25 protein-coding genes are annotated in these 24,394 nt (G+C 72.4%); 11 read left to right on the top strand and 14 right to left on the bottom strand.

Features of this window, described 5'->3' with window-relative positions:
* Positions 1 to 29: 29 nt before the first annotated feature.
* Both pfkB and BLS95_RS13625 read right to left on the bottom strand, forming a co-directional pair.
* Positions 30 to 986, bottom strand: coding sequence for a 1-phosphofructokinase (gene pfkB, locus BLS95_RS13630; RefSeq protein ID WP_090931306.1), 957 nt, complete (start codon positions 984 to 986; stop codon positions 30 to 32).
* Positions 983 to 1,744 carry a DeoR/GlpR family DNA-binding transcription regulator gene (locus BLS95_RS13625; protein ID WP_090931305.1) on the bottom strand — a complete coding sequence of 254 codons (762 nt, stop codon included), beginning with the start codon at positions 1,742 to 1,744 and terminating at the stop codon, positions 983 to 985. The genes pfkB and BLS95_RS13625 overlap by 4 nt, the downstream gene beginning before the upstream one ends.
* A gap of 108 nt (positions 1,745 to 1,852) precedes the next feature.
* Between BLS95_RS13625 and BLS95_RS13620 the strand changes: the two genes are divergently transcribed.
* On the top strand, positions 1,853 to 2,740 hold the full coding sequence (locus BLS95_RS13620) for a D-alanyl-D-alanine carboxypeptidase family protein (protein WP_245765030.1): 888 nt from the start codon (positions 1,853 to 1,855) through the stop codon (positions 2,738 to 2,740).
* 41 nt (positions 2,741 to 2,781) lie between these two features.
* Here BLS95_RS13620 and BLS95_RS13615 read toward each other — a convergent pair whose 3' ends face one another.
* The 5 genes from BLS95_RS13615 to def form a co-directional block, all read right to left on the bottom strand.
* Complete coding sequence (locus BLS95_RS13615; RefSeq protein WP_090931303.1) at positions 2,782 to 3,135, bottom strand: MmcQ/YjbR family DNA-binding protein; 354 nt, start codon at positions 3,133 to 3,135, stop codon at positions 2,782 to 2,784.
* 23 nt (positions 3,136 to 3,158) lie between these two features.
* Complete coding sequence (locus BLS95_RS13610; RefSeq protein WP_245765029.1) at positions 3,159 to 3,587, bottom strand: CBS domain-containing protein; 429 nt, start codon at positions 3,585 to 3,587, stop codon at positions 3,159 to 3,161.
* Positions 3,588 to 3,797: 210 nt separating this feature from the next.
* On the bottom strand, positions 3,798 to 3,926 hold the full coding sequence (locus BLS95_RS58980; RefSeq protein WP_281249990.1) for a hypothetical protein: 129 nt from the start codon (positions 3,924 to 3,926) through the stop codon (positions 3,798 to 3,800).
* Positions 3,919 to 4,557, bottom strand: coding sequence for a helix-turn-helix domain-containing protein (locus BLS95_RS13605; protein WP_245765028.1), 639 nt, complete (start codon positions 4,555 to 4,557; stop codon positions 3,919 to 3,921). Before BLS95_RS13605 ends, BLS95_RS58980 begins: the two co-directional genes overlap by 8 nt.
* 7 nt (positions 4,558 to 4,564) lie before the next feature.
* Positions 4,565 to 5,107 carry a peptide deformylase gene (gene def / locus BLS95_RS13600; protein ID WP_342742705.1) on the bottom strand — a complete coding sequence of 181 codons (543 nt, stop codon included), beginning with the start codon at positions 5,105 to 5,107 and terminating at the stop codon, positions 4,565 to 4,567.
* 135 nt (positions 5,108 to 5,242) lie between these two features.
* Here def and BLS95_RS13595 point away from each other — a divergent pair, with 135 nt between their 5' ends.
* Positions 5,243 to 6,037 carry a class I SAM-dependent methyltransferase gene (locus BLS95_RS13595; RefSeq protein WP_090931300.1) on the top strand — a complete coding sequence of 265 codons (795 nt, stop codon included), beginning with the start codon at positions 5,243 to 5,245 and terminating at the stop codon, positions 6,035 to 6,037.
* Between the two features lie 69 nt (positions 6,038 to 6,106).
* Here the strand turns inward: BLS95_RS13595 and BLS95_RS13590 are convergent, their stop codons facing one another.
* Positions 6,107 to 6,616 carry a hypothetical protein gene (locus BLS95_RS13590; protein WP_245765050.1) on the bottom strand — a complete coding sequence of 170 codons (510 nt, stop codon included), beginning with the start codon at positions 6,614 to 6,616 and terminating at the stop codon, positions 6,107 to 6,109.
* Positions 6,617 to 6,688: 72 nt separating this feature from the next.
* Complete coding sequence (locus BLS95_RS13585) at positions 6,689 to 7,636, bottom strand: hypothetical protein (protein WP_090931298.1); 948 nt, start codon at positions 7,634 to 7,636, stop codon at positions 6,689 to 6,691.
* A gap of 130 nt (positions 7,637 to 7,766) precedes the next feature.
* Here BLS95_RS13585 and BLS95_RS13580 point away from each other — a divergent pair, with 130 nt between their 5' ends.
* On the top strand, positions 7,767 to 8,711 hold the full coding sequence (locus tag BLS95_RS13580) for a GNAT family N-acetyltransferase (protein WP_090931297.1): 945 nt from the start codon (positions 7,767 to 7,769) through the stop codon (positions 8,709 to 8,711).
* Between the two features lie 8 nt (positions 8,712 to 8,719).
* Here the strand turns inward: BLS95_RS13580 and BLS95_RS13575 are convergent, their stop codons facing one another.
* Positions 8,720 to 9,382 carry a nucleotidyltransferase domain-containing protein gene (locus BLS95_RS13575; protein WP_090931296.1) on the bottom strand — a complete coding sequence of 221 codons (663 nt, stop codon included), beginning with the start codon at positions 9,380 to 9,382 and terminating at the stop codon, positions 8,720 to 8,722.
* A 45-nt stretch (positions 9,383 to 9,427) separates the two neighbouring features.
* Between BLS95_RS13575 and BLS95_RS13570 the strand changes: the two genes are divergently transcribed.
* Complete coding sequence (locus BLS95_RS13570; RefSeq protein WP_090931295.1) at positions 9,428 to 11,293, top strand: propionyl-CoA synthetase; 1,866 nt, start codon at positions 9,428 to 9,430, stop codon at positions 11,291 to 11,293.
* Positions 11,294 to 11,388: 95 nt separating this feature from the next.
* Positions 11,389 to 14,214: an NACHT domain-containing protein gene (locus BLS95_RS13565; RefSeq protein ID WP_090931294.1), complete on the top strand. Its 2,826-nt coding sequence runs from the start codon at positions 11,389 to 11,391 to the stop codon at positions 14,212 to 14,214.
* A gap of 3 nt (positions 14,215 to 14,217) precedes the next feature.
* Here the strand turns inward: BLS95_RS13565 and BLS95_RS13560 are convergent, their stop codons facing one another.
* Together BLS95_RS13560 and BLS95_RS13555 are read right to left on the bottom strand one after the other, a co-directional pair.
* Complete coding sequence (locus BLS95_RS13560) at positions 14,218 to 15,387, bottom strand: sensor histidine kinase (RefSeq protein WP_090931293.1); 1,170 nt, start codon at positions 15,385 to 15,387, stop codon at positions 14,218 to 14,220.
* Positions 15,384 to 16,040, bottom strand: coding sequence for a response regulator transcription factor (locus tag BLS95_RS13555; protein ID WP_090931456.1), 657 nt, complete (start codon positions 16,038 to 16,040; stop codon positions 15,384 to 15,386). The genes BLS95_RS13560 and BLS95_RS13555 overlap by 4 nt, the downstream gene beginning before the upstream one ends.
* A gap of 140 nt (positions 16,041 to 16,180) precedes the next feature.
* On the opposite strand from BLS95_RS13555, the gene BLS95_RS13550 reads away from it, so the two are divergent.
* The 4 genes from BLS95_RS13550 to BLS95_RS13530 all read left to right on the top strand — a co-directional run bounded on the left by BLS95_RS13550 (position 16,181) and on the right by BLS95_RS13530 (position 20,022).
* The gene (locus BLS95_RS13550; RefSeq protein WP_090931292.1) at positions 16,181 to 16,978 is read left to right on the top strand and encodes an LLM class flavin-dependent oxidoreductase; all 798 of its coding nucleotides are present in this window, start codon (positions 16,181 to 16,183) and stop codon (positions 16,976 to 16,978) included.
* Between the two features lie 312 nt (positions 16,979 to 17,290).
* Positions 17,291 to 18,175: a hypothetical protein gene (locus tag BLS95_RS13540; RefSeq protein ID WP_245765027.1), complete on the top strand. Its 885-nt coding sequence runs from the start codon at positions 17,291 to 17,293 to the stop codon at positions 18,173 to 18,175.
* 33 nt (positions 18,176 to 18,208) lie between these two features.
* A complete protein-coding gene (locus BLS95_RS13535) occupies positions 18,209 to 19,117 on the top strand; it encodes a hypothetical protein (RefSeq protein ID WP_245765026.1) in 909 nt (302 codons plus the stop codon).
* Positions 19,118 to 19,137: 20 nt separating this feature from the next.
* Positions 19,138 to 20,022, top strand: a complete 885-nt coding sequence (locus tag BLS95_RS13530; RefSeq protein ID WP_245765025.1) for a hypothetical protein — start codon at positions 19,138 to 19,140, stop codon at positions 20,020 to 20,022.
* A 36-nt stretch (positions 20,023 to 20,058) separates the two neighbouring features.
* Here the strand turns inward: BLS95_RS13530 and BLS95_RS13525 are convergent, their stop codons facing one another.
* Together BLS95_RS13525 and BLS95_RS13520 are read right to left on the bottom strand one after the other, a co-directional pair.
* Positions 20,059 to 21,213, bottom strand: a complete 1,155-nt coding sequence (locus BLS95_RS13525) for a UDP-N-acetylglucosamine--N-acetylmuramyl-(pentapeptide) pyrophosphoryl-undecaprenol N-acetylglucosamine transferase (protein WP_090931289.1) — start codon at positions 21,211 to 21,213, stop codon at positions 20,059 to 20,061.
* Positions 21,214 to 21,217: 4 nt separating this feature from the next.
* Positions 21,218 to 22,033: a formylglycine-generating enzyme family protein gene (locus BLS95_RS13520; RefSeq protein WP_090931453.1), complete on the bottom strand. Its 816-nt coding sequence runs from the start codon at positions 22,031 to 22,033 to the stop codon at positions 21,218 to 21,220.
* A 139-nt stretch (positions 22,034 to 22,172) separates the two neighbouring features.
* Between BLS95_RS13520 and BLS95_RS13515 the strand changes: the two genes are divergently transcribed.
* Positions 22,173 to 23,408 (top strand): cytochrome P450 family protein, encoded by a 1,236-nt coding sequence (locus BLS95_RS13515; protein WP_090931288.1) that lies wholly within the window; start codon positions 22,173 to 22,175, stop codon positions 23,406 to 23,408.
* 9 nt (positions 23,409 to 23,417) lie between these two features.
* Positions 23,418 to 24,377, top strand: coding sequence for a Ppx/GppA family phosphatase (locus BLS95_RS13510; RefSeq protein WP_090931287.1), 960 nt, complete (start codon positions 23,418 to 23,420; stop codon positions 24,375 to 24,377).
* Positions 24,378 to 24,394: the final 17 nt, after the last annotated feature.

Genomic DNA, 24,394 nt, shown 5'->3' with positions numbered 1-24,394 from the left:
TTGCTCCTTCGGGGGGGGTGAGCAGTGGATCAGTGGTTGCTCGCGGTGAGGGGGCGGTCGGGACCGGGCGGGCCCACGGTGACCCCGTCCGGGTCGATGTCGCCGGGACCCGGCATCCGGCTGCCCGGCAGGCGTACGGCGGCGGCCCCCCAGGCCAGCGCTCGCGCCAGGGCCCGCGGACCCCGTCCGCCCGCGGCCAGGAAACCGGCCAGCATGGCGTCCCCGGCGCCGACCGAGCTGCGCGGCTCGGTCACGGTCGCCTCGCCGTACCAGACGCCGTGCTCCTCGACCAGGACGGCTCCGTCGGCGCCCAGACTGGCCAGCACGGTACGCGCCCCCGCCGCGCGCAGCTTGCCCGCCGCCTCCACCACGTCACCGAGGTTGCGGATGGGCATGCCTGTGGCCCCGCGCAGCTCCTCCAGGTTGGGTTTGACCAGGGCGGGCGCGGCGCCGAGCGCGTGGACGAGCGCCGGGCCGCTGGTGTCGACGGCCACGTGGATGCCGGCCTCGGCGAACCTGCGGCAGAGCCGGGCGTAGACGTCGGCGGGGACCTCCGGCGGCAGGCTGCCGGAGGCGACCACCCAGTCGGCCCCTTTGTCGTCGGAGTGCGCCTCGGCCAGGACCGCCTCGGCGATGGTGTCGAGCTCCGCGGGCGACAGCGCCGTGCCGGGTTCGTTGATCTTGGTGATGGTGCCGTCGGGCTCGGCGAGGGTGACGTTGGAGCGGGTCCTGCCCGAGACCGGGACGGTGACCATGTCGAGCCCCTCCGCGGCCAGCAGGCGGACGAGCTGCCTGCCCTCGTCCCCGCCGTACGGGACCACCGCGCGCGCGGCGACCGCGTTGGCGAGTAAGGCGCGCGAGACGTTCACGCCCTTGCCGCCGGGGTCGAGGTGGGCCGCGGCGGCGCGGATCACCGTGCCCCTGTCGAGCGAGGCGATCTCGATGGTGCGGTCGAGGCTCGGGTTCAGCGTCAGGGTCACGATCACGCCCTGATCACCTCCGGGCCGGCGGCGGCCAGGTCGGCGGCCAGGGTCACGTCGATCCCGGAGTCCGTGATCACCACGTCGATCTCGCTCAGGTCGGCGAACCTGGCCAGATAGGTGTTGGTGAACTTCGTGTGGTCGGCGAGCAGCACGCTGCGCTGCGCGGCCTTGATCATGGCCCGCTTGATCGCCGCCTCGGCCGGGTCCGGCGTGGTCAGGCCGCGCGCGGGCAGGCAGCCGTTGGCCGCCATGAACGCCACGTCCACGTTGAGATAGGCCAGCGGGCGCAGCGCCCAGTCGTCGACCGTGGCCAGGGTCTTGCCGCGCACCCGGCCGCCCAGCATGATCACGTGCAGGTTGGGGCGCGCGGCCAGCATCGTGGCCAGCGGTGGCGAGTTGACCACGACGGTGAGCTCCCGGTCGGCCGGGAGCACCTGGACCAGGCGGCCCGTGGTGGTGCCCGCGTCGATGATCACCGATCCGTCCTCGGGCAGCTCGGCCAGCGCGGCCTTGGCGATGCGCTCCTTCTCGGAGGTCATCACCTCGTCGCGGGTGGCCAGCGCGGGCTCGAACCCGAGCCGCTCCACGGGGATCGCGCCGCCGTGCACCCGGCGCAGCACGCCCGCCCGCTCCAGCGAGGTCAGGTCGCGGCGGATCGTCTCGGTGGTCACCTCCAGCTCGGTGGCCAGCGTGACCACGTCGACCCGGCCCGCCGCCCGTGCCCTGCGCAGGATCTCCTGGTGCCGCTCCTCGGCGTACACGATGTTGGTTCACCGCCGTTTCGAGTTGGTTTCCTCTGTGTTTATACCCGATTGCGTTGGAGGGTCAAGGGTAGACTCGGGGAATCTGGTAGTTATAGGCGGATGCGCATGAAGCCTCTGACCCCCCTGCTGCTTTCCGGGCCCCTCGTCCTCGCGCTCGCGGGTCCTCCCCAGGCCGCCGACGCCGCGGGCGGGGCCGCTCCGAGCGTGCACATCCAGCCGCCCCGGGTCCCGGCGGGGACCACGGCGGCGTGGGTGGTGTTCGACCGGCATGCCGGCAAGATCGTGGCCACCAAGAACGCGCACCGGAAATACCGCTCGGCCTCGGTCGTCAAGATCCTGATCGCGATCGACTACCTGGAGCGGCGCAAGAGCGTGCCCGCGGCCGACGCCAACCTGCTGAAGATCATGCTGCGGTCCAGCGACGACGACGCGGCCTCCACGTTCTGGGACCGCGGGGGCAAGGGGCAGATCGTCGTCCGTACGGCCCGCAAGCTCGGCCTGTCCGACACCACGCCGCCGCCCGCCTCCAAACCGGGCTTCTGGGGTTACACCTCGCTCAGCGCGTACGACATCGTGCGGACCTACCGTTACCTGCTCGACCGGGCCGCGCCCAAGGTCAGGGACACGATCCTGGGGCACCTGCGGCGGTCCACGCCGTGCGGGACCGACGGCTTCGACCAGACCTTCGGCATTCCCGACGCGCTGCCCCGGCCGTGGGCGGTCAAGCAGGGGTGGTCGGGGTTCGGCACGACGCCGCCGGTCAGGTGCGACGCCAAGGCCACCAGCGCGCCCGTCTCGTGGGTCGCGCAGCGCGCCACCGGGTCGGGCGTGCCCGACTACGGCCGTCCCGTGCTGCACACCAGCGGCCTGGTGGGCAAGGGTGAGCGCTACGTCATGGCGGTGCTGACGGCCCACCCGGTGGGCGGCACGTGGAGCGCCTCCGTCAAGCGCATCACCACGCTGACCAGGGATCTCTACCGCAGCGTGTCCTAGACGCCATCACCGGCCTTGCGGGAGGAGGCGGTGCGGCGGGGTCAGCGGCCCTGGGCGGTGAGTTGCTGCTCCAGGCGTACTTTCTTGGGCACGCACATGCGCCACGCCTCCAGCACGAGCTCGCGCATCTCCTCCTCGTCGAGCGCGTCCATGCGCGCGACCACCCAGTTGAACCGCATGTCGGACTCGCGCGGCAGCAGGAACTTGGCCGGCTCGGCCGCGACCAGGGCCGCGCGCTCCTCCTTGGGGAAGCCGAAGCCCATCTGCGTCTCGTCACGCGAGAACGCCACATAAACGATCTTGCCGACCCGGAACTTGACCCGATCCCTGATCAGATGTTCCGACGTGCGCGGGAGCGTGCGCGCGAAGCGGCGCACATCGTCGACGGTGACCATCCGGCCACGCTACCGCCTGGCGGCTATCGATTGGCCTCGGCGGCCGAGATGCCGGCCAGCGCGGAGTCCGGGTCGCGTTCGAGCGCGAGATCCCCGAGGCTCACGATGCCGACGGCGCGGCCGTCCTCGACCACCGGCAGGCGGCGTACGGCGTGCGAACGCATGAGCTGGATCGCCTGTTCGAGGGTGGTGTCAGGCCCGATGGCCTCGACCGAGGGGCTGCACGCCTCGCGTACCGGCGTCTGGCAGCACTTGTCCGCGGCGACCACGCGTACGGTGATGTCACGGTCGGTGATGATGCCCTGCATGCGACCGTTCTGGTTGACGATCACGCAGCCGGTGTCATGGTCACGCATGAGCGAGGCGGCCACGGACACGGGCTGGTCGGCCTCGACCGTCGCGGGATGCGTCGTCATCACGTCCGCCACGGTCTTCGCCACGGTCTCGGCCATGGGAACCTCCCAGTCGATCGGTGTCGAACCCCCTACCCGGGCACGGGCCCGACTCACTGGCCTTGGCCTATGGGCCCAGCTCAGCGGGGCGGGTCCCCGGGGTCAGAGGGTCTTGGCCGCCAGGCGGATCTCGTCGAGCAGCACGGTCAGGTCCCGTTCGGTGGTGTCCGGGTGCAGGAAGCAGGCCCGCAGCACGTCCCGCCCGCCCAGTCAGGCACGCTCGGCGGCCGGCACCGGTCGCCACGCCGGGCGGCCGGCGACGCCCGCGAGATGATCGGCCACGACCCCGGCCGCCGCAGCCCCGGCCCGCCGCAACTCGTCCCTGGTCAGGTCATCCATGCGATTCTCCCTGGCCTCCATCGCCCCCGTGGCCGCTCTGGTGGTGGCCGGCGCCGCCCAGCTCCATGGCGAGGTAGTAGACGCAGTCGATCGGGCCGTCGTTGGCGAAGGCGTGGCGGCAGTCGCCCGGGTAGTAGGCCGGGTCGCCCGCGCCCAGCTCGTACGCCCTGCCGTTGACGGTCAGCCGCAGGTCGCCGGCCTCGACGGCGAGGTATTCCCGCGAGCCCGGCGCGTGCGGCGCGAACTCGCCCGCGTCCACGCCCGGCCCGATGGTCGTGCGCATGAACTCGAACTCCACGTCGGCCGGCACCGGCGACAGCACCCGCCGCTCCCAGCCGGACGGGTCGCGCAGCACCCGCTGGTCGGCGTGGCGCAGCACCCGCAGCGCCGCGTGCGCGGGCTCGTCGAGCAGCCGGGCGATCGAGGTGCCGAGGGCCGTGGCCGGCCGGTCGAGCACCGGCACGGTCGGGGTCTTCGTGCCGCGCTCGACCTCCGACACCATGCTCCGGCTGATGCCGCTCAGCTCGGCCAGGCGTTCGATGGACAGGCCGCGCGCCTGCCGCTCGGCCCGGATCCGCTGCCCCAGTTCGGCCATCGACAGGCCGCTGGACAGAACCCCTTCGCCATGCACATTTCCGCTATAGCGGCGTTTTGTCCGCCATAGCGGAATCGCGGGCCGCCTCGTACGCGGCCAGCACCTGTTTGCGCCGCTTGGCCGGCAGACGGTCGATGTAGAGGTGGCCGTCGAGGTGGTCGGTCTCGTGCTGGAGGCAGCGCGAGAGCAGCCCCGTGCCCTCGACGGTGACGGGCTCGCCCGCCACGTCGAACCCGTGCACGGTGGCGTGGTCCGCGCGGGGCAGGGGCGCGTACTGGCCGGGCACCGACAGGCAGCCCTCCTCGCCGGGGTCGAGCCGGCGCTCGCCGACCTCGGGGAGCACCAGGACCGGGTTGACCACGACGCCCTTGTGGCGCTCGCCGTCCGCGTCCGGGCAGTCGTAGACGAACACCCGCAGGGACACGCCGATCTGGTTGGCGGCCAGGCCCACGCCCTCCGCCGCGTACATGCTGGCGAACATGTCGTCCACGAGCGCCGCCAGGGCGTCGTCGAACCGGGTGACCGGCTCGCACGGCTGATGCAGCACCGGGTCGCCCACGTGCACGATCGGCCGGATCTCTCCCACGAACCAACCGCCTTCCCTGAGGTTTACGAACATGCCGCCACAAGTTTAGATGATCAATGAAATCTCATATGACAAGACATTTTCTCTTGCATCGTGAGATGCGGCTAGAGTGGGCGAAACAAAGGAGTTCCTGACATGGATGTCGTTTACACCCATGGCCACCACGAGTCCGTGCTGCGCTCGCACCGCTGGCGCACCGCCGAGAACTCGGCCGCCTACCTGCTGCCCCACCTCCAGCCGCACATGACCGTCCTGGACGTGGGCAGCGGGCCGGGCACCATCAGCGCCGACCTGGCCGCCCGGGTGGAGCGGCTGACGGCATCGGAGGTGAGCGCCGGCGCGCTCGACCTGGCCAGGGCCGAGATCACCGGCCGGGGGCTGTCGAACGTGGACTTCGCGGTGGCCGACGTGCTGGCGCTGGACTTCCCGGACGACACGTTCTGGGTGACGCACGCGCACCAGGTGCTGCAGCACGTCGGCGACCCGGTGCGGGCGCTGTCGGAGATGCGTAGGGTGACCAGGCCCGGCGGGCTGGTGGCGGTACGCGACAGCGACTACTCCGGATTCACCTGGTATCCGCTCCTGCCGGAGCTGGAGGAGTGGCTGGCGCTCTACCAGCGGGTCGCGCGGGGGAACGGCGGAGAGCCGGACGCCGGGCGGCGGTTGCTGTCGTGGGCCAGGGCGGCGGGCTTCGAGGACGTCACCGCCACCTCCTCGACCTGGTGCTTCGCCACGCCCGAGGACCGGGCCTGGTGGGGCGGGATGTGGGCGGAGCGGATCCTGCACTCCTCCATGGCCGAGCAGGCCCTGGCCACCGGCGCCGCCACGGAGGCCGACCTGCGGCGCATCTCGGCGGGCTGGCTGGAGTGGGCGGCGGCGGACGACGGCTGGCTGTCCATCCTGCACGGCGAGCTCCTCTGCCGCGCCTGAGCCGAGTTCAGCGAACCGCTATCCCTGCCCAAGGGAACCGCTATCCCCGGGCGGGGATCCGTTTACGTCTCAGATGCCCAGGGTGCGGGCACGCTGCCACTGCGGGTCGCGGTAGAGGACCATGTCCGTGCCGACCATCTCGTCGGGCGCGGACAGCATGGTGATCTCGCCCCCGGCCTGCATCCGCAGCAGCAGGTCGCGCACCCGGGGCCCGACGGGCATGCGGCCCGTGGCCAGCCCCAGCCCGGCTCTGACCGTGTCGGCGATCTCCGACAGGCGGAACGGCCCGTCGAATCCCGCCACGATCCCCCGGACGAGGGACATCGTGATGCGCTGCTCGGCCTCGGCGTAGGCGAGCTGCCAGGTGATCTGCTCCTTGCGCCGGCCGGTGCCCACACAGGCCGAACAGCCGCGTAGCAGCCCGGGGGCGAGTTGCTCCTCGGCAGTGCCGAGGCAGGCGGAGCACAGGCCGTTCTCGGCGGCGTGCAGCTCGGCGGTCATCCGCCCGGCCAGCACGGCGCCGCAATCACAGGCGAACGCGTCACCCAGGACGCCGCTCTGCGGGGAGATCGCATGCATGCTCACTGGGCCGACTCTACCGTTCACCCGCGAGGAACGACCCCCGGGGCGGAGGAGACCACCCGCGCCATCTCAGCTCCGCACGTCGGCCAGGCCGTGCAGGCGGCGTAACGCCTTGCGCGCCGCCGCCACGACCTTCTCGTCCGGATGGTGATCGATGAACACCCGCAGCACCCGTCCCGTCCAGGGATGATCCCCGAAGGCCAGGATCGCGATCGTGCCGGCCTGCTCCTCGGCGTCCATCCCCATGGCGATCGAGTCGATCACCTCGCCCGTCTCGCCCCCGAACTCCAGCAGCGCCGCCGCCATGTCCACCAGCACCCAGGAGATCTCGTCGGGGGCGGGCTGCCGCTCCTCCCGCCCGGTCCTGGCGGCGATGACCGCGCCGAGCTTCGGCTCCTCCAGCAGCCGGGCCAGCGCCAGCCGGCCCTCGTCGCCGAGCGCCGACGAGAGCAGCTCCACGCCGACCGCCCGGCTCAGCGGGCTGACCGTGCCGAGCACCGCGGCGATCTCGGCCGCCGCCGCCTCCGGCTCCCGCTCCTTCAGCCACCCGGCCAGCTCCTCGCCGCGCTCGGGCTCCGGATAGGAGCGCAGGCCGTGCAGCAACGCCGCGGCGTCCCGGTCCGCGAGCGTGCCCATGACCGGGATGTCCTGCCCGGTGGTCTCGGCGATGATCTGCCGCGCCACCCACAGGCCGAGCCAGCTCAGCGTGTACGGCTCCGCCTGCCGTACCAGCCCGAGACCCGACAGCGTCTCGGGCACGTCGCCCTTGAGCGGCTCGCGCGACAGGAACATCCTGATGAGCTCCAGCAGCAGCCCCTCGTCGGCGGCCAGGCTCTCGCGGCAGTGCTCCGCCCAGGTGGACAGCACCTCCGTGTCGTCGCCGTCCTCCGCCATGAGCTCGTCCTTCAGGACCTGATCGGCCAGGGGAGCGGCGCGGACGGCGGCCGCGAGGGTGGCCGCGCCGGGCAGCCGGATGGGCGGCTGCAGGGGCAGCGTGTCGTCGTCGTAGGACCTCACGAGCCCATCCTGTCGTGATATTTCGGCTAGAGTGCCCTCTGACACCGAAAAGTCGGAAGAAAGGAGGCGCTGAGATGTACGGCACCGCTCTGGGCGCTCACCGCGCCCGCTTCTACTTCTCGGAGGAATCATGCGTCTCCGCACCGCTGTCGAGGCCGATCTAGACGGCCTGCTCGGCTGCGTCGTCGACGAATCCATCAGCTGGGCCCACCCCGACCGGCTGCTGTCCAACCTGGACCGGGGTAACTACCGTTTCGACCGCATCTGGCTCGCCGTGGACGAGGAGAGCGGCGAGATCCTGGGCCGCGCCGTCTGGTGGGGTTTCCCGGGGGCCGACCACCCCCTGGCCCTGGACTGCGTGTACGTCCATCCGTCGGTCGAGGACCGGGTCGGCCTGGCCACCGAACTGCTGACCCGCGCCCACACCGCCTACGGCCGCAGGCCGGAATACCACATCTTCCTCACCAACGACTGGCGCGACCAGCCGCGCTCGGCGGGGGCCGTCGCCTGGCGGCGGGAGGCCGCGGCCCGCGCCGGGCTGACCGAGGAACTGGAGCGCCTGCGCTACGAGTGGACGCCGGACGAGGCCGTGCCGGAACCCTCGAAGCGGCTGGTGTTCCGCGGCGATGACGACGACGAGGCGTTCGTGGCGGCCTTCCGGCGGGCGGCCGTCGGCACCCTGGACTTCGCCACCCGGCAGGCGCTGCTCACCCTGGACCCGGAGGCGCAGGCCCGCGAGGACGTGCGCGACCTCAGGTCCATGCCGGGCGACCGCTCCTGGTGGCGCCTGGCCTACACCAGGGACGGGGAGGACCTGGTGGGGTTCGCCCTGCCCTCGGCCAACGACGGCGGGCCGGTGGTCGGCTACCTTGGCGTGGTGCCCGAGCACCGGGGCCACGGCTACGTGGACGACCTGCTCGCCGAGATCACCCGTAGCCACGCCGGCCGCGGCGTCCAGCGCATCATGGCCGACACGGACCGCGGCAACGCGCCGATGGCCAGGGCGTTCGAACGGGCCGGCTACCGCAACCAGGCCATCAGGCTGGTCCTGTCGGCGGACCCGCTGAAGGACTGACGCGCCGGTCAGAGGTGCTCCCGGCGCACGCCGGCCAGGAAGTCCTCCACCCGGTCGCGGTCCGGCCGGGTGGGCAGCACGGTGGGCGCCCCAGCCATCGTCGCGGTCATCATGGCGGTCAGTTCGGCGGTCAGTCCGGCCCGCCAGGCGTCCACCTCCGCCCACGGCACCTCGCCGCGCCTGATCGCCATCAGCCGGTCCCGGTGCGGCCCGACCTGGATCAGCGGCTCCCCGTGCCGTGCCAGGTGCAGGCCGCTGAGCAGTAGCCGGATCATGTGCATGGCCTGCTTCCACCGGGGCGCGGCCGGGTCGAGGCGCCGCGACTGGTCCTCGGCGTATCCGGCGAACGACCGCAGCGCCCGCGTCGACAGGAACGCCTCCCGCAGGTCGCGCAGCCGCCGCCCGGCGGGGGTGATCACCTCCACCAGGGGTGACCAGAGGCATTCCAGGATCGTCGGGTTCGCGTCGAGGGCGAGCACGCAGAACCGTTCGACCTCCCACGAGAACTGCTCGGGCAGCGGCCCGTCCCGGTGGGTGGCGGGCTTGTCCAGCCGCCAGAACGCGGCCGTCGGCGCCACGAACACCCCGCGCCGGTCCACGTCGGATTCGGCCGTGTCGAGTCCGTACGCCCGGGAACCCGTGACGACGGAAAGGATCAAGTCATCGCTCATCCGAATATCTTGCGTGATGTACCCGGCGGCTGATCTGATCGATAAGTGGGCGGTTATGACGAGGCTTATCGGCGGAGCATTGAGCGGCCCGGCGAGTTCTGGGCGGAGGCGGCCCGGGGCATCGACTGGGACGTGGCGCCCACCACGGTTCACGGAGACGGCCGCTGGTTCCCCGACGGGCGGCTGAACACCTGTCACAACGCGGTGGACCGGCACGTCACGGCGGGGCGCGGCGAGCAGCCGGCGCTGATCTACGACAGCCCGGTCACCGGCGCGGTGCGCACGATCACGTACGCCGAACTGCGCGACGAGGTGGCCAGGACCGCGGGCCTGCTGCGCGACCTCGGCGTGCGGGCCGGGGACACCGTGGTGATCTACATGCCGATGGTGCCGGAGGCCGTGATCGGGATGCTGGCCTGCGCGCGGCTCGGGGCGGTGCACTCGGTGGTGTTCGGCGGGTTCGCGGCCGGGGAGCTGGCGGTCCGCATCGACCACGCCCGGCCGAAGGTCGTGCTGTCGGCGTCGTGCGGGATCGAGCCGGGGCGGGTGGTGGCGTACAAGCCGCTGCTGGACGCGGCGCTGGCGCAGGCCGAGCACCGGCCCGAGCGGTGCGTGATCCTGCAGCGGCCCCAGGCCGTGGCGGAGCTGGCGGAGGGGCGCGACCTCGACTGGGCGCGGGCCGTGCGGGAGGCCCGGCCGGCCGGCTGTGTGAGCGTGGCGGCCACCGACCCGCTCTACATCCTCTACACCTCCGGCACCACCGGCTCGCCCAAGGGCGTGGTGCGCGATAACGGCGGCCACGCGGTGGCGCTGCACTGGAGCATGGCCCACGTCTACGGCGCCGCCCCCGGCGAGGTCTACTGGGCGGCCTCCGACGTGGGCTGGGTGGTGGGGCACTCCTACATCGTGTACGCGCCGCTGCTGGCGGGCTGCACCACCGTCCTGTACGAGGGCAAGCCGGTCGGCACCCCCGACCCCGGCGCGTTCTGGCGGGTGGTGGCCACGCACGGGGTGCGGACGCTGTTCACCGCGCCGACCGCGATCAGAGCCATCAAAAAAGAGGACCCATCCGGAAGCTTCGCGAAAAAATGGGATTTGTCGGGCTTGCGGCACCTGTTCCTGGCCGGTGAGCGGCTCGACCCCGACACCTACCACTGGGCCTCCGACCTGCTCGGCATCCCCGTCATCGACCACTGGTGGCAGACCGAGACCGGCTGGCCGATGGCCGCGAACTGCGTCGGCATCGAGACCCTCCCCATCAGGCCCGGCGCGCCCACCAAACCGGTGCCCGGCTGGGACATCCGGGTCCTCGACCCCGACGGCGAGGAGTGCCCGCCGGGGGTGGACGGAGCGGTCACGGTCAGGCTGCCGCTCCCGCCGGGCTCGCTGCCCACCCTCTACCGCGACGACGCCCGCTTCGCCCGCTCCTACCTGGAGCGCTACCCGGGCCACTACCTGACCGGCGACGGCGGCCACCTGGACGCCGACGGCTACCTCTACGTCATGGGCCGCATCGACGACGTGATCAACGTCGCAGGCCACCGGCTCTCGACCGGCTCGATGGAGGAGGTCATCGCCTCCCACCCGGACGTGGCCGAGTGCGCGGTGATCGGCGTCGCCGACGAGCTCAAGGGCCAGCTCCCGGTGGGGTTCGTGGTGCTGAAGGCGGGCTCCGAGCGCGACCCCACCGACCTCGAACGCGAGCTGACCGCCCTGATGCGCGAACGCATCGGCCCGGTGGCCGCCTTCCGCCGCGCGGTCGTCGTCTCCCGGCTGCCCAAGACCCGCTCCGGCAAGATCCTGCGGGCCACGATGCGGGACATCGCCGACGGCAGGCCGTACGGCACCCCCTCGACGATCGAGGATCCGGCGGCGTTGCCGGAGATCGCCCGGGCGATGAAGCGAACATGACGCGCGGGTAACGTTCGGATCGTCGGAGACCAAGGAGCCTGCGCGACCGCGGCGTACGGCGGATGATGGGGACATCCAGTGCCCGGGAGGAGGCCATGATCGAAACCCCGAGCTACGCCGACGCCTTGCGGATTCTCGGATGCAAGGACGGCAGGCTCGTCAAGGTGGTCGGGTTCTCCGCCGCCGCCAAGCGCACCGGCTGGGCGCTGGCCGGCGGCGGGCAGCTCGTGCTGGGCCTGCGCGACATGCGCGAGGGCATCGTCCGCTACGGCGAGGACGTCATCCGCCGCCTGCCGGAGCTGAAGAGCGGCGTGGACCGGTTCACCCGCACGCAGCGGCTGGCCGCGGCGCACGCGGTGATCGTCGTCTCCGCCTACTTCGAGGCGCTCGGCGAGGCCAAGCTGCCGTTCACACTCGACCGGCTCGACCGCAACGACACGATCTCGCACGGGGTGCCGACCCGCGAGCGGTTCGCCCGGCTGGTGGCGGGGCTGCTGCTCGACCGGCTGCCCATGCCCGAGCCGCACCTGCCGTACGCGGAGACCCGGCAGGCCGTGGAACGTGCCTTCCTGCGCATGTCGGAGGCCATGGCCGGATACGTCGGCGGCCTGGCGGTCTGGGACGAGTTGTCGGTCGACGACCAGCTCCTGCTGCCCCGCATGCTCGCCGAGGGGCCGCCCGCGCACGCGCTGCGCATCTACGACGAGGACTACCGGTCGCTGGCGCTCGACAGCCACGAGTTCGGCGTGCGCAGCCTCGTCACGGAGCAGCCAGCGCCCGCCACGGCCCTGTCTCGGGTGGCGTGGTTACTGGCCGAGCTGGCCCCGCCCCGGGTCGGCGACCGGCCCATGATCCACCGGGTGCGGATGGCCGCGAACGCGCTCGACCAGCCGCTGCTGCTGGCCGGCAAGCTGCCGGAGGACGTGTCGCTGCCGCTGCTCGGCGAGGGCTACCTCAGCCCGCGCTGCCGGGTCGCCGAGCTGACCCGCGAGGCCACGCCCGCGCTGCGTGCCTGGTGGGACGACCAGCGGCTGCTGTCCGACCCCGAGGCGTTCCTGGTGGGTCACCTCACCTCGCTGCGCGCCACCCAGGCGCCGCTGCTGGTGCTGGGCGAGCCCGGCTCCGGCAAGACCAAGCTGACCGAGGTGCTCGGCGCGCGGCTGGCCAGGTCCGAGTTCCTGCCGATCCGGGTGGAGCTGCAGAGCGTGGCGGCGCGGGCCTCCGTCACCGAGCAGATCGAGCAGGCCGTACGGGCGGTGCTGGGCGAGGAGGTGACCTACGCCGACCTGGTGGCCGCCGGCGACGGGGCGATGCCGGTGATCCTGCTCGACGGGCTCGACGAGCTGGTCCAGGGCGGCGCCAACCGCTACGACTACCTGGAGCAGGTCCAGCGATTCCAGGACAGGGAGGCCGGGCTGGGGCGGCCCGTCGTGGTGATCGTGACCAGCCGCACCGTGGTCGCCGACCGGATCAGGTTCCCCCGGGGCCTGCTGGCGCTGCAGCTCCAGCCGTTCGCGGACGGGCAGGTGCGCCAGTGGCTGGACATCTGGGACCAGGCCAACCGCGCCCTGCTGGCCCGCCGCGACCTCAAGCCGCTGCCCGCCGAGGCGGCGCTCGTCCACGGCGACATGGCCCGGCAACCGCTGCTCCTGCTGCTGCTCGCGCTCTACGACGCCGGCAGCAACGCCTTGCAGCGCGATCACGGCCCGCTCGGCCGCGCCCGCCTGTACGAGGTGCTGCTGCGCGACTACACCGAACGCGAGACCGGCGGGGCGCAGCGGGTCGCCATCGACCAGGAGCTGGTGCTGCTTGGCACCGTCGCCCTGTCCATGCTCGCCCGCGGCCGCCAGGTCATCACCGACGCGGAGCTCGACAGGGACGTGCCCGCCCTGTGCCACGGCGGCGAGGACGACCCGGGCGGGGAGGGCGTCGACTGGGCGCGCCGGGCCACCGAGCGGTTCTTTTTCGTACGCCGCAACGGCCACACGTTCCTGCACGCCACCTTCGGCGACTTCCTGCTGGCCTGGCTCACCATGTACGCGCTGCGCGACCTCGACCGGCGCCGCCGCCTGGCCGGCGACGAGCCGCTCGCCCTGGTGCAGAGCGTGGACGACGACCTGCTGTACGCCGTCACCTCCCACTCGTGCCTGGCCGAGCGCGGGCCGACGGTCGGGTTCATCCTGGAGTTGCTGGACGAGGTGCCCTCCGTCGTCCGGGCGCGATGCGTGGACCTGCTGGCCGGGCTGCTGCGCCGGTCGCTGCACGAGCGCGCGCGGCGTCACTTCACCGGCTTCCGGCCGGTACGCCACACGATGACCCGGCGGCTGGCCGCGTACTCCGCCAACCTCACCCTGCTCATCGTGGCCGCCGCCGAGGAGCCGGTCACCGTCTCGTCGCTGCTGCCGGAGCCCGACCACCTGGAACGGTGGTCCGCGCTCACCCACCTGTGGAAGGGCGAGCTCGGGCAGGAGGGCTGGACCGGGCTGGTCACCGCGCTGTCGGCGCACCGGGTGGTCGAGGAGGGCCGGGAGGACGTGGTGCTCGGCGGCGGGGAGACCTCCGGGCTGGGGGACGTGGTGGTGGCGGTCGCCACCGGTCACACGCCGCGCCACCGCCGGCTGCTGGACCTGCTGCTGGGGGCGCTGGGGGAGGGCCGGAACCTGCCCTACCGCGACCGGGCCGGCATCCTGGAGGAGCTGGCGCGGACGGTGGCGGTGCGCTCGCCCGCCCTGTACCGCGCGGCGGGGGCGATGTGGACGGAGGAGGGGGCCGACCACGCGGAGCTGCGGCCCCTGCTGCACGCGCTGCTCGCCGACCCGGTGGACCGGATGGCCGCCTGGGAGCAGCTCGTCAGGGCCGGCGTGCCGGAGACGGTGCTGTGGGACCTGCACCAGAGCACCGAGCCAGGCCCGCGCGGGTGAGTCTCAGGGCGCGGCGGGGTCGACCGGCAGCTCCACGGTGATCATCAGCCCGCCCTCGTCCCGTGGCCGGGCGCTCACCGTGCCCCCGTGCGCCTCGGTGATCACCCGGACGATCGACAGCCCCAGCCCGCTGCCCCGTTCGGAGCGCAGCCGGTCGCCGTGCAGCCGCCGGAACGGCTCGAAGATCGTCTCGATCTCGTACGGCGGCACCTGCAGTCCCGTGTTGGCCACGACCAGCTCCACCCGCTCGGCCCGCCGCCGCGTCGTCACCCACACCTCGCCCTTGGCGTGGTTGTGCCGGACGGCGTTCTCCACCAGGTTCTGCACCAGCCTCTCCACCAGCACCGCCTCGCCCGTGGTGGGCGCCGGATCGAGCAGCCGGTGCATGGTGACCTCGCGCTCCTCCGCCTCGGCCGCCGCCTGGTCGAGCACGTGCTCGGCCACGTCCGCCAGGTCGAACGGCCGCCGGTCCAGCACCGCCTGCTCGCCCTCGGCCAGCGCCAGCAGGCCGTCGATGAGGCGTTCGTGGCGGGTGTTGACCACCAGGAGCGACTCGCCGAGCCGCCGGACGTCCTCGGTCGCGTCGGGCCGGCGCACGGCCACGTCCACCAGCGTCCGGTTGATCGTCAGCGGCGTGCGCAGCTCGTGGGAGGCGTTCGCGACGAACTTGCGCTGCCCGTCGAACGCGCGGGCCAGCCGGTCGAGCATGGTGTCGTAGCTGTCGGTCAGTTCCCGGACCTCGTCGCGCGGGCCCCGGTAGGCGATGCGCTGGGTCAGGTCGTGGCTCTGGGCGACCCGGCGGGCGCTCTCGTTGACCTTCCTGAGCGGGCGCAGCACCACGCCCGCCGTCCGCCAGCCCAGCCCGAACGCCGCCCCCGTCCCCGCCAGCACGGCCAGCCCGCCGATGTCGCGCACCCCGGCCAGGGCGGTGTTCTGGTACGTGGCGCTCGCCCGGATGGCGAAGGAGCGGGCGAGCTCGTACGGAGGGCTGTACCGCTGGACGGAGTAGACGCCCTCCCCGTCGCGGACGTACGTGATCTTGGTGGGGGTCAGCACGGAGGCCCGGTAGTCGAGGTTGGACCGGGTGACGAAGTAGAGCACGGTCACGAGCAGCCCGCCGACGACGAGGAACACCCCGGCGCAGGCCAGCGCGAAACGCAGGCGCAGGCTCATGGGATGCGGTATCCCGATCCGGGCACGGTCTCGATGACCTGGGGCTCGCCGAGCTTCTTGCGCAGCTTCATCATCGTCGTGCGCACGGTGTTCGTGAACGGATCGATGTGCTCGTCCCACACCTTCTCCAGCAGGCTCTCGGCCGAGACCACGGCCCCCTGGGCGCGCAGCAGCTCCGCCAGCACGCCGAACTCCTTGCGTGCCAGCGGTACGTACACGCCCTCGCGGAACACCTGCCGGTGCGCCCAGTCCAGCCGCACCCCCGCCCGCTCCAGCATGGGCGGATCGGCCGGCCTGGCCCGCCGGCCGAGCGCGTGCACCCGGGCCACCAGCTCCTCGAACGCGAACGGCTTGGTCACGTAGTCGTCGGCCCCCAGCGACAGCCCGGCGACCCGCGAGCGCACGTCACCGGCGGCGGTCAGCATGAGCACCCGCACCGGCCAGCCCCGCTCGACGACGGCCCGGCACACGTCGTCCCCGTGCACGACCGGCAGGTCCCGGTCGAGGATCACGACGTCGTAGTCGTGCACCCCGAGCCGTTCCAGGGCGGCGTCCCCGTCGTAGGCGACGTCGACGGCGAGCGCCTCACCCCGTAACCCCTCGGCGATCGAGTCGGCGAGCATCCGCTCATCCTCGGCGACCAGAACCCGCACCGCGCCCCCCATGAGATGTCATGTGCCCGACAGTGTGCTCCGCTGCGGATAACGCGCGCATAACCACTCGAAGCGGGGATCCAGGCTATAGGTCCTGGCCGGTTTTGCCACGGGCCGTCGCTCTGGGGAATGATCCGGGCATGACGGTTATAGGCGCGATATTTCGGCCACAACTTCCCCCCGAGCGCCTGCGTTCGGTGGTCACCGCGGCCGAGGAGGCCGGGCTGGCGGAGTTGTGGCTCTGGGAGGACTGCTTCCTGGAGAGCGGCATCGCGACGGCCGCGGCGGCACTGGCCTGGACCGAGCGGCTGCGGATCGCGATCGGCGTGCTCCCGGTGCCCCTGCGCAACGTCGCCCTGACGGCCATGGAGGTGGCGACCCTGCACCGGCTGTTCCCCGGCCGGGTGACGGTCGGCGTCGGCCACGGGGTGCAGCAGTGGATGGCGCAGGTGGGGGCGGGGGCGGAGTCGCCGCTGACGCTCCTGCGCGAGCATCTCGACGCGCTGCGGGCGCTGCTGCGCGGGCAGGAGGTCACCACCGAGGGCCGCTACGTCCGGCTCGACGCGGTCGCCCTCGGCTGGCCGCCGCACACGCCGCCGGCGGTGGTCTGCGCGGCCACGGGGCCCCGCACGCTGAGGCTGTCCGGCGCGGCGGCCGACGGCACCGTCCTGCACGCCGGTACGCCCCTCGACCAGGTACGGCAGGCACGGCGGCTGATCGACGAGGGCCGGGCGGAGGCCGGCCGCACCGACCGGCACCCGCTGATCGCCTACGTCCAGTCCGGGAACGGCGACCCGGAGACGGTTGCCGGGATCGCCCGGGATCGGGCGCGGGCGGGCGCCGACCACGTGGTGCTCGAACCGGCGGGCGACGAGCCCGACCCCGAGGGCTTCGTACGCATGGCGGCCGAGGTCGGCACGCTCGTCGGCAAGGACTGACCCCGCGACGACGAGCCGTGGCGGGCGCCCCGGCCATTACCGCCACGGCTACGATCATGTTTTGCGTCCTCGCCGCCTCCGGCGCGTTCGGCGATTGCGGGCTTCGGGTCATGAGGGTGGCATCGGCGGTTGCGGTGCTGGTGAACGCCCCTGTGGTGCCCCTCGTTCCGGTGCCCGCCGTCATGGAAGCGCCCGGTCCGCGCGACTGATGGTTTCCCAGCCTGTCCCCTCCGGAGGCTGACACTCAGCCGGAATGGCACGTAATATCCGAACATCACGAGCGTTGGGGGCGCCAGGGTGCCAGGACAGAGCGTGGGTGTGGTCGTCGATCCGGGAGTACCCCCGGAAATCGCCGGATTGCTGCGTGCCAACGCTCCCTTACTGTCCAGGATCAGGTCCGGGTGGGTGCCCCCCGTCGCGGCCCCCGCCCGCCGCAACAGCCCGTCCAGCGCCCTGCTGCTGGCCGCCACGCCCCTCGTGGTCGCGCTCATGGCCATGCTGCTGGCCTCGCCGTTCGCGCCGGCCGGGTTCGTGCTCCTCGGCACGTACGTGTTCATCGTCCTGGTGAAGATCGCCTCCATGAACGAGGTGGTGGACGACCAGCGGCCGCACGAGCGCGGCGTGTACGAGCAGGCCCGCTGGTACGACGGCCGCTACCTGCTGGCCGAGGACTTCGACGAGGAGGCCAGGGTGGTGCTGGGCAGGGCGCAGCGGGCCATCGGGTCCGTGCTGCGCTCCCACGTCAACGCCGAGGGCCTGCTCGACGACGCCCGCAACGCCCTGATGCTGCCCGCGCAGGAGTGGGAGATCGCCAGCCTCCTGGCCAAGCTGTCGGCCCTGCGCCTGGAGCACCGTGAGCTGCTGGCCAGGGGCATCGCGCCGGAGGTGGCCGCGGTGATCGAGCCGCTCGAACGCGCCCTGGTCAACAGCGAGGCCGCCGTGGTCGCCCGCGTGGAGGCGCTGGAACGTTATGCCGGCCACGTGGCCGAGGCCGAGCGCGCCTACCACGCCCGCGGCCAGATCGAGGAGCTGCGCGCCCGGCTGCCGCGCTACGAGGAACTGCTGGCGGAGTCCGGGGCGGACTCCCTGGCCGTGCCCGAGATCGAGCGGCTGGCCGAGGACGCCGACGTGCTGGAGCGCACGCTACGGCGCAGCGTCGAGTCCGCCCACGAGGCTTTCCGCTACTTGGAAGGCTGACAGTCGGACAGACCGGAACATAGGATCTCTTATGTGCCCGGACGTCATGCGAAGGTGATCGTCGATCCGGCGGTGCCCGACCACGTCGCCTCCCTGCTCCGTGACAATCGCAAGCTCCTCGTACGCATCCACTCGGGCTGGGTTCCCGAGCGCCGGCGCTCTCATCCGGCGGCCGGCACCGCGGCCCGCCTGGTGGCCACCGGCACCGCTGTGGCGGCGGTCGTCTACGGCCTGGCCCTGTTCGTCGCCGAGCGCTACACGCCTTTCGTGGTGATCATGACGGGTGCCGCGCTGCTGATCGTCGGCGTCCTGCTCCGGCCCCGGCCCGACGCCGAGGTGGAACGCAGGCACGCGCTCGAACGCGACGTCCACGACGCCGCCACCGCGAACGAGGGCCGCTATGTCCTGCGGGAGAGCCTCGACGATCCTGCCAGGAGCCTGATGTCCCGCGCCCAGACGGCCATCGACCAGGTCATGGCGTCCAGCGTCAACACCGAGGGCCTGCTGGACGACGTGCGCAACGCGGTGATGCTGCCCGCGCAGGAGTGGGAGATCGCCCGCCTGCTGGCCAAGCTGTCGGCCCTGCGCTCGGAGCATCAGGAGGTCGTCTCCGAGGGGGTCGTCCCCGAGGTGGCCGCCGTCGCCGAGCCGCTCGCCCACGCCCTGGACAGCAGCCATCAGGCGGTGCTGGCCCGGGTGGAGGCCCTGGAGCGCTACGCCGGCCACGTGGCCGAGGCCGAGCGCGCCTACCGCGCCAGGAACCAGATCGAACGCCTCAGCGCCCGCCTGCCCCGCTACGAGGAGCTGCTCGCCGAGTCCGGCGCGGATCAGTCGGCCGTGCCGGAGCTGAGCAGGTTGTCGGACGACGCCGACCGCCTCGAACAGGCGTTACGCGACAGCGTCAGCTCCGCTCATGAAGCATTTCGCCACCTACGTCGTTGACTTGGCTTAGTATCCGGTTCGTGGCGGATGTGGTGATTGACCCAGAAGTGCCACCGGACGACGCGCAGTTGCTCAGGGACAGCCGGCGGGTGCTGATCAAGATGCGCCAGGGCTGGGTCCCCCGATCGCGCGGAGCCGTCTCGAGCACGCAATACCGCATGATCGCGGTCATCGGTACGGTGATGTTCTTCGGGCTGATGACCGGCGCCGGGCTGCTGAACAGGGGATTCGGCCTCCTGTTTGCGATCATGCTCGGCATCCCGTTCATCCTCATCATGTTCGTCCGCAACGACGTGCTCGAGGACGAGCAGGACGAGTACGAACGCCGGGTCTACGACCAACTGCGCTGGTACGAGGGCCGCTACGTGCTCCTGGACGACCTCGACGAGTCCGCGGGCAGGCTGCTCGCCCGCGCCCGCGCGGCCATCGGCACCGTGACGAACTCCGTGGTCAACACCGAGGGCCTGCTGGACGACGTGCGCAACGCGGTGATGCTGCCGGCGCAGGAGTGGGAGATCGCCCGGCTGCTGGCCAAGCTGTCGGACCTGCGTACCAAGCACAGGGAGACCGTCTCGAAGGGGCTCACCCCCGAGGTCGCGGCCGTGGCAGAACCGCTCGCCAGGGCTCTGGACAGCAGTGAGGAGGCCGTGCTGGCCCGCGTCGAGGCGCTGGAACGTTACGCCGCCAACGTCACCGAGGCCGAGCGCGCCTACCTGGCCCACCACCAGATCGCGGAGTTGCGCGGCCGGCTGCACCAGTACGAGGAACTGGTGGCCGAGAGCGGGGCGGACGGCTTCGTCGTACCGGAGCTGGAACGCCTGGCCGCGGACGCCGACCGGCTCGAACAGGCGCTGAGGCGGAGCGTGCGCTCCGCCCACGAGGCGTTCCGCCATCTGGAGCCCTGAGGGCGCCGCGCGATCTGGTCCCCCGAGGACACCGCGCTATCGGGAGCCCTGCGCCTGGGCCGTGCCGAGGTGAGCCGCCCGCAGGAGCACGTCGCAGAGGGCGTCTGCGGCGTCCACGCGGCCGAGCGCGGCCGCGGCCTGCCCCATCGACGAGCGCAGCTCGGGATCGGCCAGCAGCGGCATCAGCTCGGCCAGCAGCTGCTCGGCCGTCGGACGCGGCTCCAGCAGTGCCCGCGCCGCCCCGGCCGAGGCCAGGTATCCGGCGTTCTTGCGCTGCTCGTCGCCGCCCGTCGGGATCAGCGGGATCAGCACGGACGGCTTGCCGATCGCGGTCAGCTCCGACACCGTGCCCGCCCCGCTGCGCGAGATCACCACGTCGGCCGCCGCAAACAGGTCGGCCAGCTCCGCGCCGACGTAGGGCACCGGGTGGTAGCGGTCGGCCAGCTCCGGAGGCAGCGCGACGGCGCGCATCTGGTCGATCCAGGCCGGGCCGCACTGGTGCACGATCTGCGCGTGCGGCAGCAGCCGCGGCAGGACCTCCGCGATGAGCGTGTTGATCTGCTTGCTGCCCTGCGCGCCGCCGGTCACGTAGATCAGCGGCACCTCGAACGTCAGCCCGAACAGGTCGTAGGCCGCCGCCCGGTTGCCTTGCAGCAGCTCCGGCCGGACCGGATTGCCCGTCACCACGGCCTTCGCCCTGGCGGCGGCGGGCAGGTATTCCAGCGAGGACTCGTGCGACAGCGCGATGCTGGTGGCGAGCCTGGCCAGGATGCGGTTGGCGAGCCCCACCACGGTCGTCTGCTCGTGCATGACCAGCGGCCGGCGGATCAGCTTGGCCGCCACCCCGATCGGCACCGCCACGTATCCTCCGGTCGACAGCACCACGTCGGGGAGATAGCGGGCGGCGTGCCCCACCGCCTGGAACACCCCGACCGGGATGCGGAACACGTCGGCGATGTTGGTGCCCAGTTCCTTGAGGTTGGGGCGGCGCCGCAGCTTGCCCGTGGTGATCGCCTTGAACGGGATGCCGTGCTCGGCCGTGATCCTGGCCTCCAGGCCGTTGGCTGTGCCCACCCAGAGCACGTCGTGCGGCACCTGACGTCGCTGGACGGCCGACAGGGTCGTCAGGGCCGGATAGGTGTGACCACCGGTGCCGCCGCCGGTGATCAACAGTCGCAGGGTTCGTGACATGCGATCAGATTAGGGCCGCACAGCGGAAACCGGTGTGCCCGGTCGAGGAGTCCGGTGTGTTCGAGGTGCGGGCGGCCACCCGGTAGCGGTTGCAGTAGGAGTCGTGGCACAGGTAGGAGCCGCCGCGGATGACCTTCGCCGTGCCCTCGGCGGGACCCGTGGGATTGTCGGCGGAGGGCTCCCAGCTCGTGCCCCACCAGTCGGTGGTCCACTCCCACACGTTGCCGGAGACGTTGTAGAGGCCGTAGCCGTTGGGCTGGAACGACTTCACCGGCATCGTTCCCCTGCTCGGCGCGGTCGGGAAGCGGCCCTGCCAGATGTTGCACCGCTGCCGCCCCTTGGGTGCCAACTCGTCGCCCCACGGGTAGCGCATGCGCGACAGGCCGCCGCGGGCCGCCATCTCCCACTCCGCCTCCGTGGGCAGCCGCTTGCCCGCCCAGGCGGCGTACGCGCTCGCGTCGTGCCACGACACGTGCACGACCGGGTGGTTCTGACGGTCGCCGATCGACGAGCCGGGCCCCTCCGGAGTGCGCCACGCGGCCCCCTCGACGCCGGCCCACCACGGCGCCCCCGGCACCCCCGCGTCCATGACGCCGCCCGTGGCGAACCGCGCGAACACGAACGACCAGCCGATCCGCTCGGCCTCGGTGACGTAGCCCGTCTCCTTGACGAACGTGGCGAACTGCGCGTTCGTCACGCACGCCGGGTCGATCATGAACGGGTCCAGCCGTACCTCCCGCACCGGCCCCTCGCCGTCCTCGGGCCGGCCGTCAGGGTCGTCGCCGCCCATGAGGAACGTCCCGCCGGGAATGCGCACCATGCCGCGCGGCACCTGCCGCCGTACGGCCGTCGCCACGGTCTCCCGGGGCGGCGCGGCGGCCTCCCTGCTCGGACCACAACAAGCACTCAAGGATCCCCCCAAAGTGTCACGACTCACAGGGAAGGGTAGTCCCTGAAGCATGGCCACGATCACGCGGCTGCCTCAGGTCACAGCCGCGCAGACGCTCGCGCTCGCCACCACTCTGGTGCTCCCGACCGTCGCCCAGGGCGTCATCGTGCGCCGCCCGCCCGCGGTGCGGCTGGCCGGCCTGGCCGACGCCGACGGGCGCGCGATCCGGCTGCTGCACCGGCTGCGCGCCGAGCACGGCGACGGGCCGCTGCTGGTACGGGTGCCGAAACGGGGCTGGGCGATGTTGCCGCTGGCCTCGCGGGACGTGCGCGAGGTGCTGGAGGACCGGGTCTTCACCCCGGCCAACCGGGAGAAGTGCGGCGCGCTCGGCCACTTCGCGCCCGACTCCGTGCTCATCACCTCAGGACGAGAGCTCCGCGAGCGGCGCCGCGCCCTGAACGAGCAGGTGGTGTGCTCGGACTTCGGCCCGTTCAGCCGGGTGATCGAGGAGGAGGCCGCCACGCTGCCCCGCGACGGCATCCTCACCTGGGCGCGCTTCCACGCCGCCCACTGGCGGATCGTGCGCCGTATCGTGCTCGGCGACCAGGCCCGCGACGACGTGACGCTCACCCGGCAGCTCGACCGGCTGCGCCGCGACGCCAACTGGTCCTATCTGCGCGGCCACCGCATCGACGTGCTCAGCGCCTTCCGCCGCAGGCTGGCCCGGCACCTGGCGCGGGCCGAGCCGGGCAGCCTGGCGGCCGTGCTCGCCGGCACCCACGCGCCGGCCGACGTGAACGCCGAGGGGCAGGCGCCGCACTGGCTGTTCGCCTTCGACTCGGCCGGCATGGCCGCCTACCGCGCGCTCGCCCTGCTCACCAGCCATCCCGGCCCGCGCGACCCCGCCCGGTGGCCGGAGCACCTGCGCGCCGCCGTGCTGGAGTCCGTGCGGCTCTGGCCCACCACGCTGGCGATCCTGCGCGACATCACCGGCCCCACCCGCTGGGACGTCCCCGAGGGCACGGTCGTGGTCATCTACTGCCCGTACGTGAACCGGGCCGAGCCCGGCGACACGTTCCGCCCGGAGCTGTGGCTCGGCGACGAGGACGTCTGGGCGGGTGTGCCGTTCAGCGTCGGGTTCGCCCGCTGCCCCGGGGAGGATCTCGTGCTCTTCACCGCCGCCACGATCCTGGGCGCCATCCTGCGCGAGCGATCCGTCCGGCCGTACACGCCGCTGGCCTCTCCGCTGCCCGCCACCCTTGACCATTTCCGGCTCCGTTTCGCCGTGAAAGCCGCAGACCGGTAGCGTTTTCCCATGCGACTCGGCGTGCTGGACATCGGCTCGAACACCGTCCATTTACTGGTCGTCGACGCCCATCGGGGCGCCCGGCCCATGCCGGCCTACTCCAACAAGATCGATCTGCGCCTGACGGAATACCTCGACGCGGAAAACCGGCTGGCGCGCGACGGTGTCACGCGGCTCGGCGAGTTCGTCGAAGAGGCGATGCGGCTGGCCGAGGACAAGGGGGTGGAGGAGGTGCTGGCCTTCGCCACCTCCGCCGTGCGCGAGGCCGCCAACGGCGAGCAGGTGCTGGCCGAGATCGACGCGCGCTGCGGGGTGCACATCGAGGTCCTGTCCGGTCGCGACGAGGCCAGGCTGACGTTCCTGGCCGTGCGCCGGTGGTTCGGGTGGTCGTCGGGGCGGCTGCTGGCCTTCGACATCGGGGGCGGCTCGCTGGAGATCGCCGCCGGGGTGGACGAGGAGCCTGACGTGGCCGCCTCGCTGCCGCTGGGCGCCGGGCGACTGACGCGCGACTGGTTCACCGGCGACCCGCCGACCGCCGAGGAGATCCGCAGGCTGCGCAAGCACGTACGCACCGAGATCGCCCGCACGGTCGGCGGCATCGCCCGCTATGGCGAGGCCAACCGGGCGGTCGCCACGTCCAAGACGTTCAAGCAGCTCGCCAGGATCGCCGGGGCCGCGCCCTCCAACGACGGCCCCTACGTCTCGCGCTCGCTGTCGCGGCAGGACATGGCCGACTGGGCGGTCAAGCTCACCACCATGGGCTCCGCCGAGCGGGCCCAGCTGCCGGGCGTGTCCGAGGGCCGGGCGGCGCAGCTGGCGGCCGGGGCGTTGGTCGCCGACGCGGCCATGGACCTGTTCGAGGTGGACCGGCTCGACGTGTGCCCGTGGGCGTTGCGCGAGGGAGTGATCCTGCGCCGGCTCGACATCCTGCCGGGACGGCTGGAGCGGCTCGGCGGCGGGCCGGAGTAAGTTCGATCTATCCCTAA

The organism is Nonomuraea jiangxiensis (assembly GCF_900099965.1).
In the GTDB taxonomy this organism is placed as follows: Bacteria; Actinomycetota; Actinomycetes; order Streptosporangiales; family Streptosporangiaceae; genus Nonomuraea; species Nonomuraea jiangxiensis.
The sequence above is the reverse complement of the archived record's forward strand: the minus strand, read 5'-3'. Positions and strand labels throughout refer to the sequence as shown.

Coding starts and splice junctions, on each gene's coding strand:
- BLS95_RS13510 (WP_090931287.1), top strand. CDS start 23,418: ATGCGACTCGGCGTGCTGGACATCGGCTCGAACACCGTCCATTTACTG.
- BLS95_RS13590 (WP_245765050.1), bottom strand. CDS start 6,616: ATGCATGCGATCTCCCCGCAGAGCGGCGTCCTGGGTGACGCGTTCGCC.
- BLS95_RS13515 (WP_090931288.1), top strand. CDS start 22,173: ATGGCCACGATCACGCGGCTGCCTCAGGTCACAGCCGCGCAGACGCTC.
- BLS95_RS13565 (WP_090931294.1), top strand. CDS start 11,389: ATGATCGAAACCCCGAGCTACGCCGACGCCTTGCGGATTCTCGGATGC.
- BLS95_RS13575 (WP_090931296.1), bottom strand. CDS start 9,382: ATGAGCGATGACTTGATCCTTTCCGTCGTCACGGGTTCCCGGGCGTAC.
- BLS95_RS13595 (WP_090931300.1), top strand. CDS start 5,243: ATGGATGTCGTTTACACCCATGGCCACCACGAGTCCGTGCTGCGCTCG.
- BLS95_RS58980 (WP_281249990.1), bottom strand. CDS start 3,926: ATGGATGACCTGACCAGGGACGAGTTGCGGCGGGCCGGGGCTGCGGCG.
- BLS95_RS13615 (WP_090931303.1), bottom strand. CDS start 3,135: ATGGTCACCGTCGACGATGTGCGCCGCTTCGCGCGCACGCTCCCGCGC.
- BLS95_RS13560 (WP_090931293.1), bottom strand. CDS start 15,387: ATGAGCCTGCGCCTGCGTTTCGCGCTGGCCTGCGCCGGGGTGTTCCTC.
- BLS95_RS13580 (WP_090931297.1), top strand. CDS start 7,767: ATGCGTCTCCGCACCGCTGTCGAGGCCGATCTAGACGGCCTGCTCGGC.
- BLS95_RS13550 (WP_090931292.1), top strand. CDS start 16,181: ATGACGGTTATAGGCGCGATATTTCGGCCACAACTTCCCCCCGAGCGC.
- BLS95_RS13620 (WP_245765030.1), top strand. CDS start 1,853: ATGAAGCCTCTGACCCCCCTGCTGCTTTCCGGGCCCCTCGTCCTCGCG.
- BLS95_RS13610 (WP_245765029.1), bottom strand. CDS start 3,587: ATGGCCGAGACCGTGGCGAAGACCGTGGCGGACGTGATGACGACGCAT.
- BLS95_RS13525 (WP_090931289.1), bottom strand. CDS start 21,213: ATGTCACGAACCCTGCGACTGTTGATCACCGGCGGCGGCACCGGTGGT.
- BLS95_RS13520 (WP_090931453.1), bottom strand. CDS start 22,033: ATGGTGCGCATTCCCGGCGGGACGTTCCTCATGGGCGGCGACGACCCT.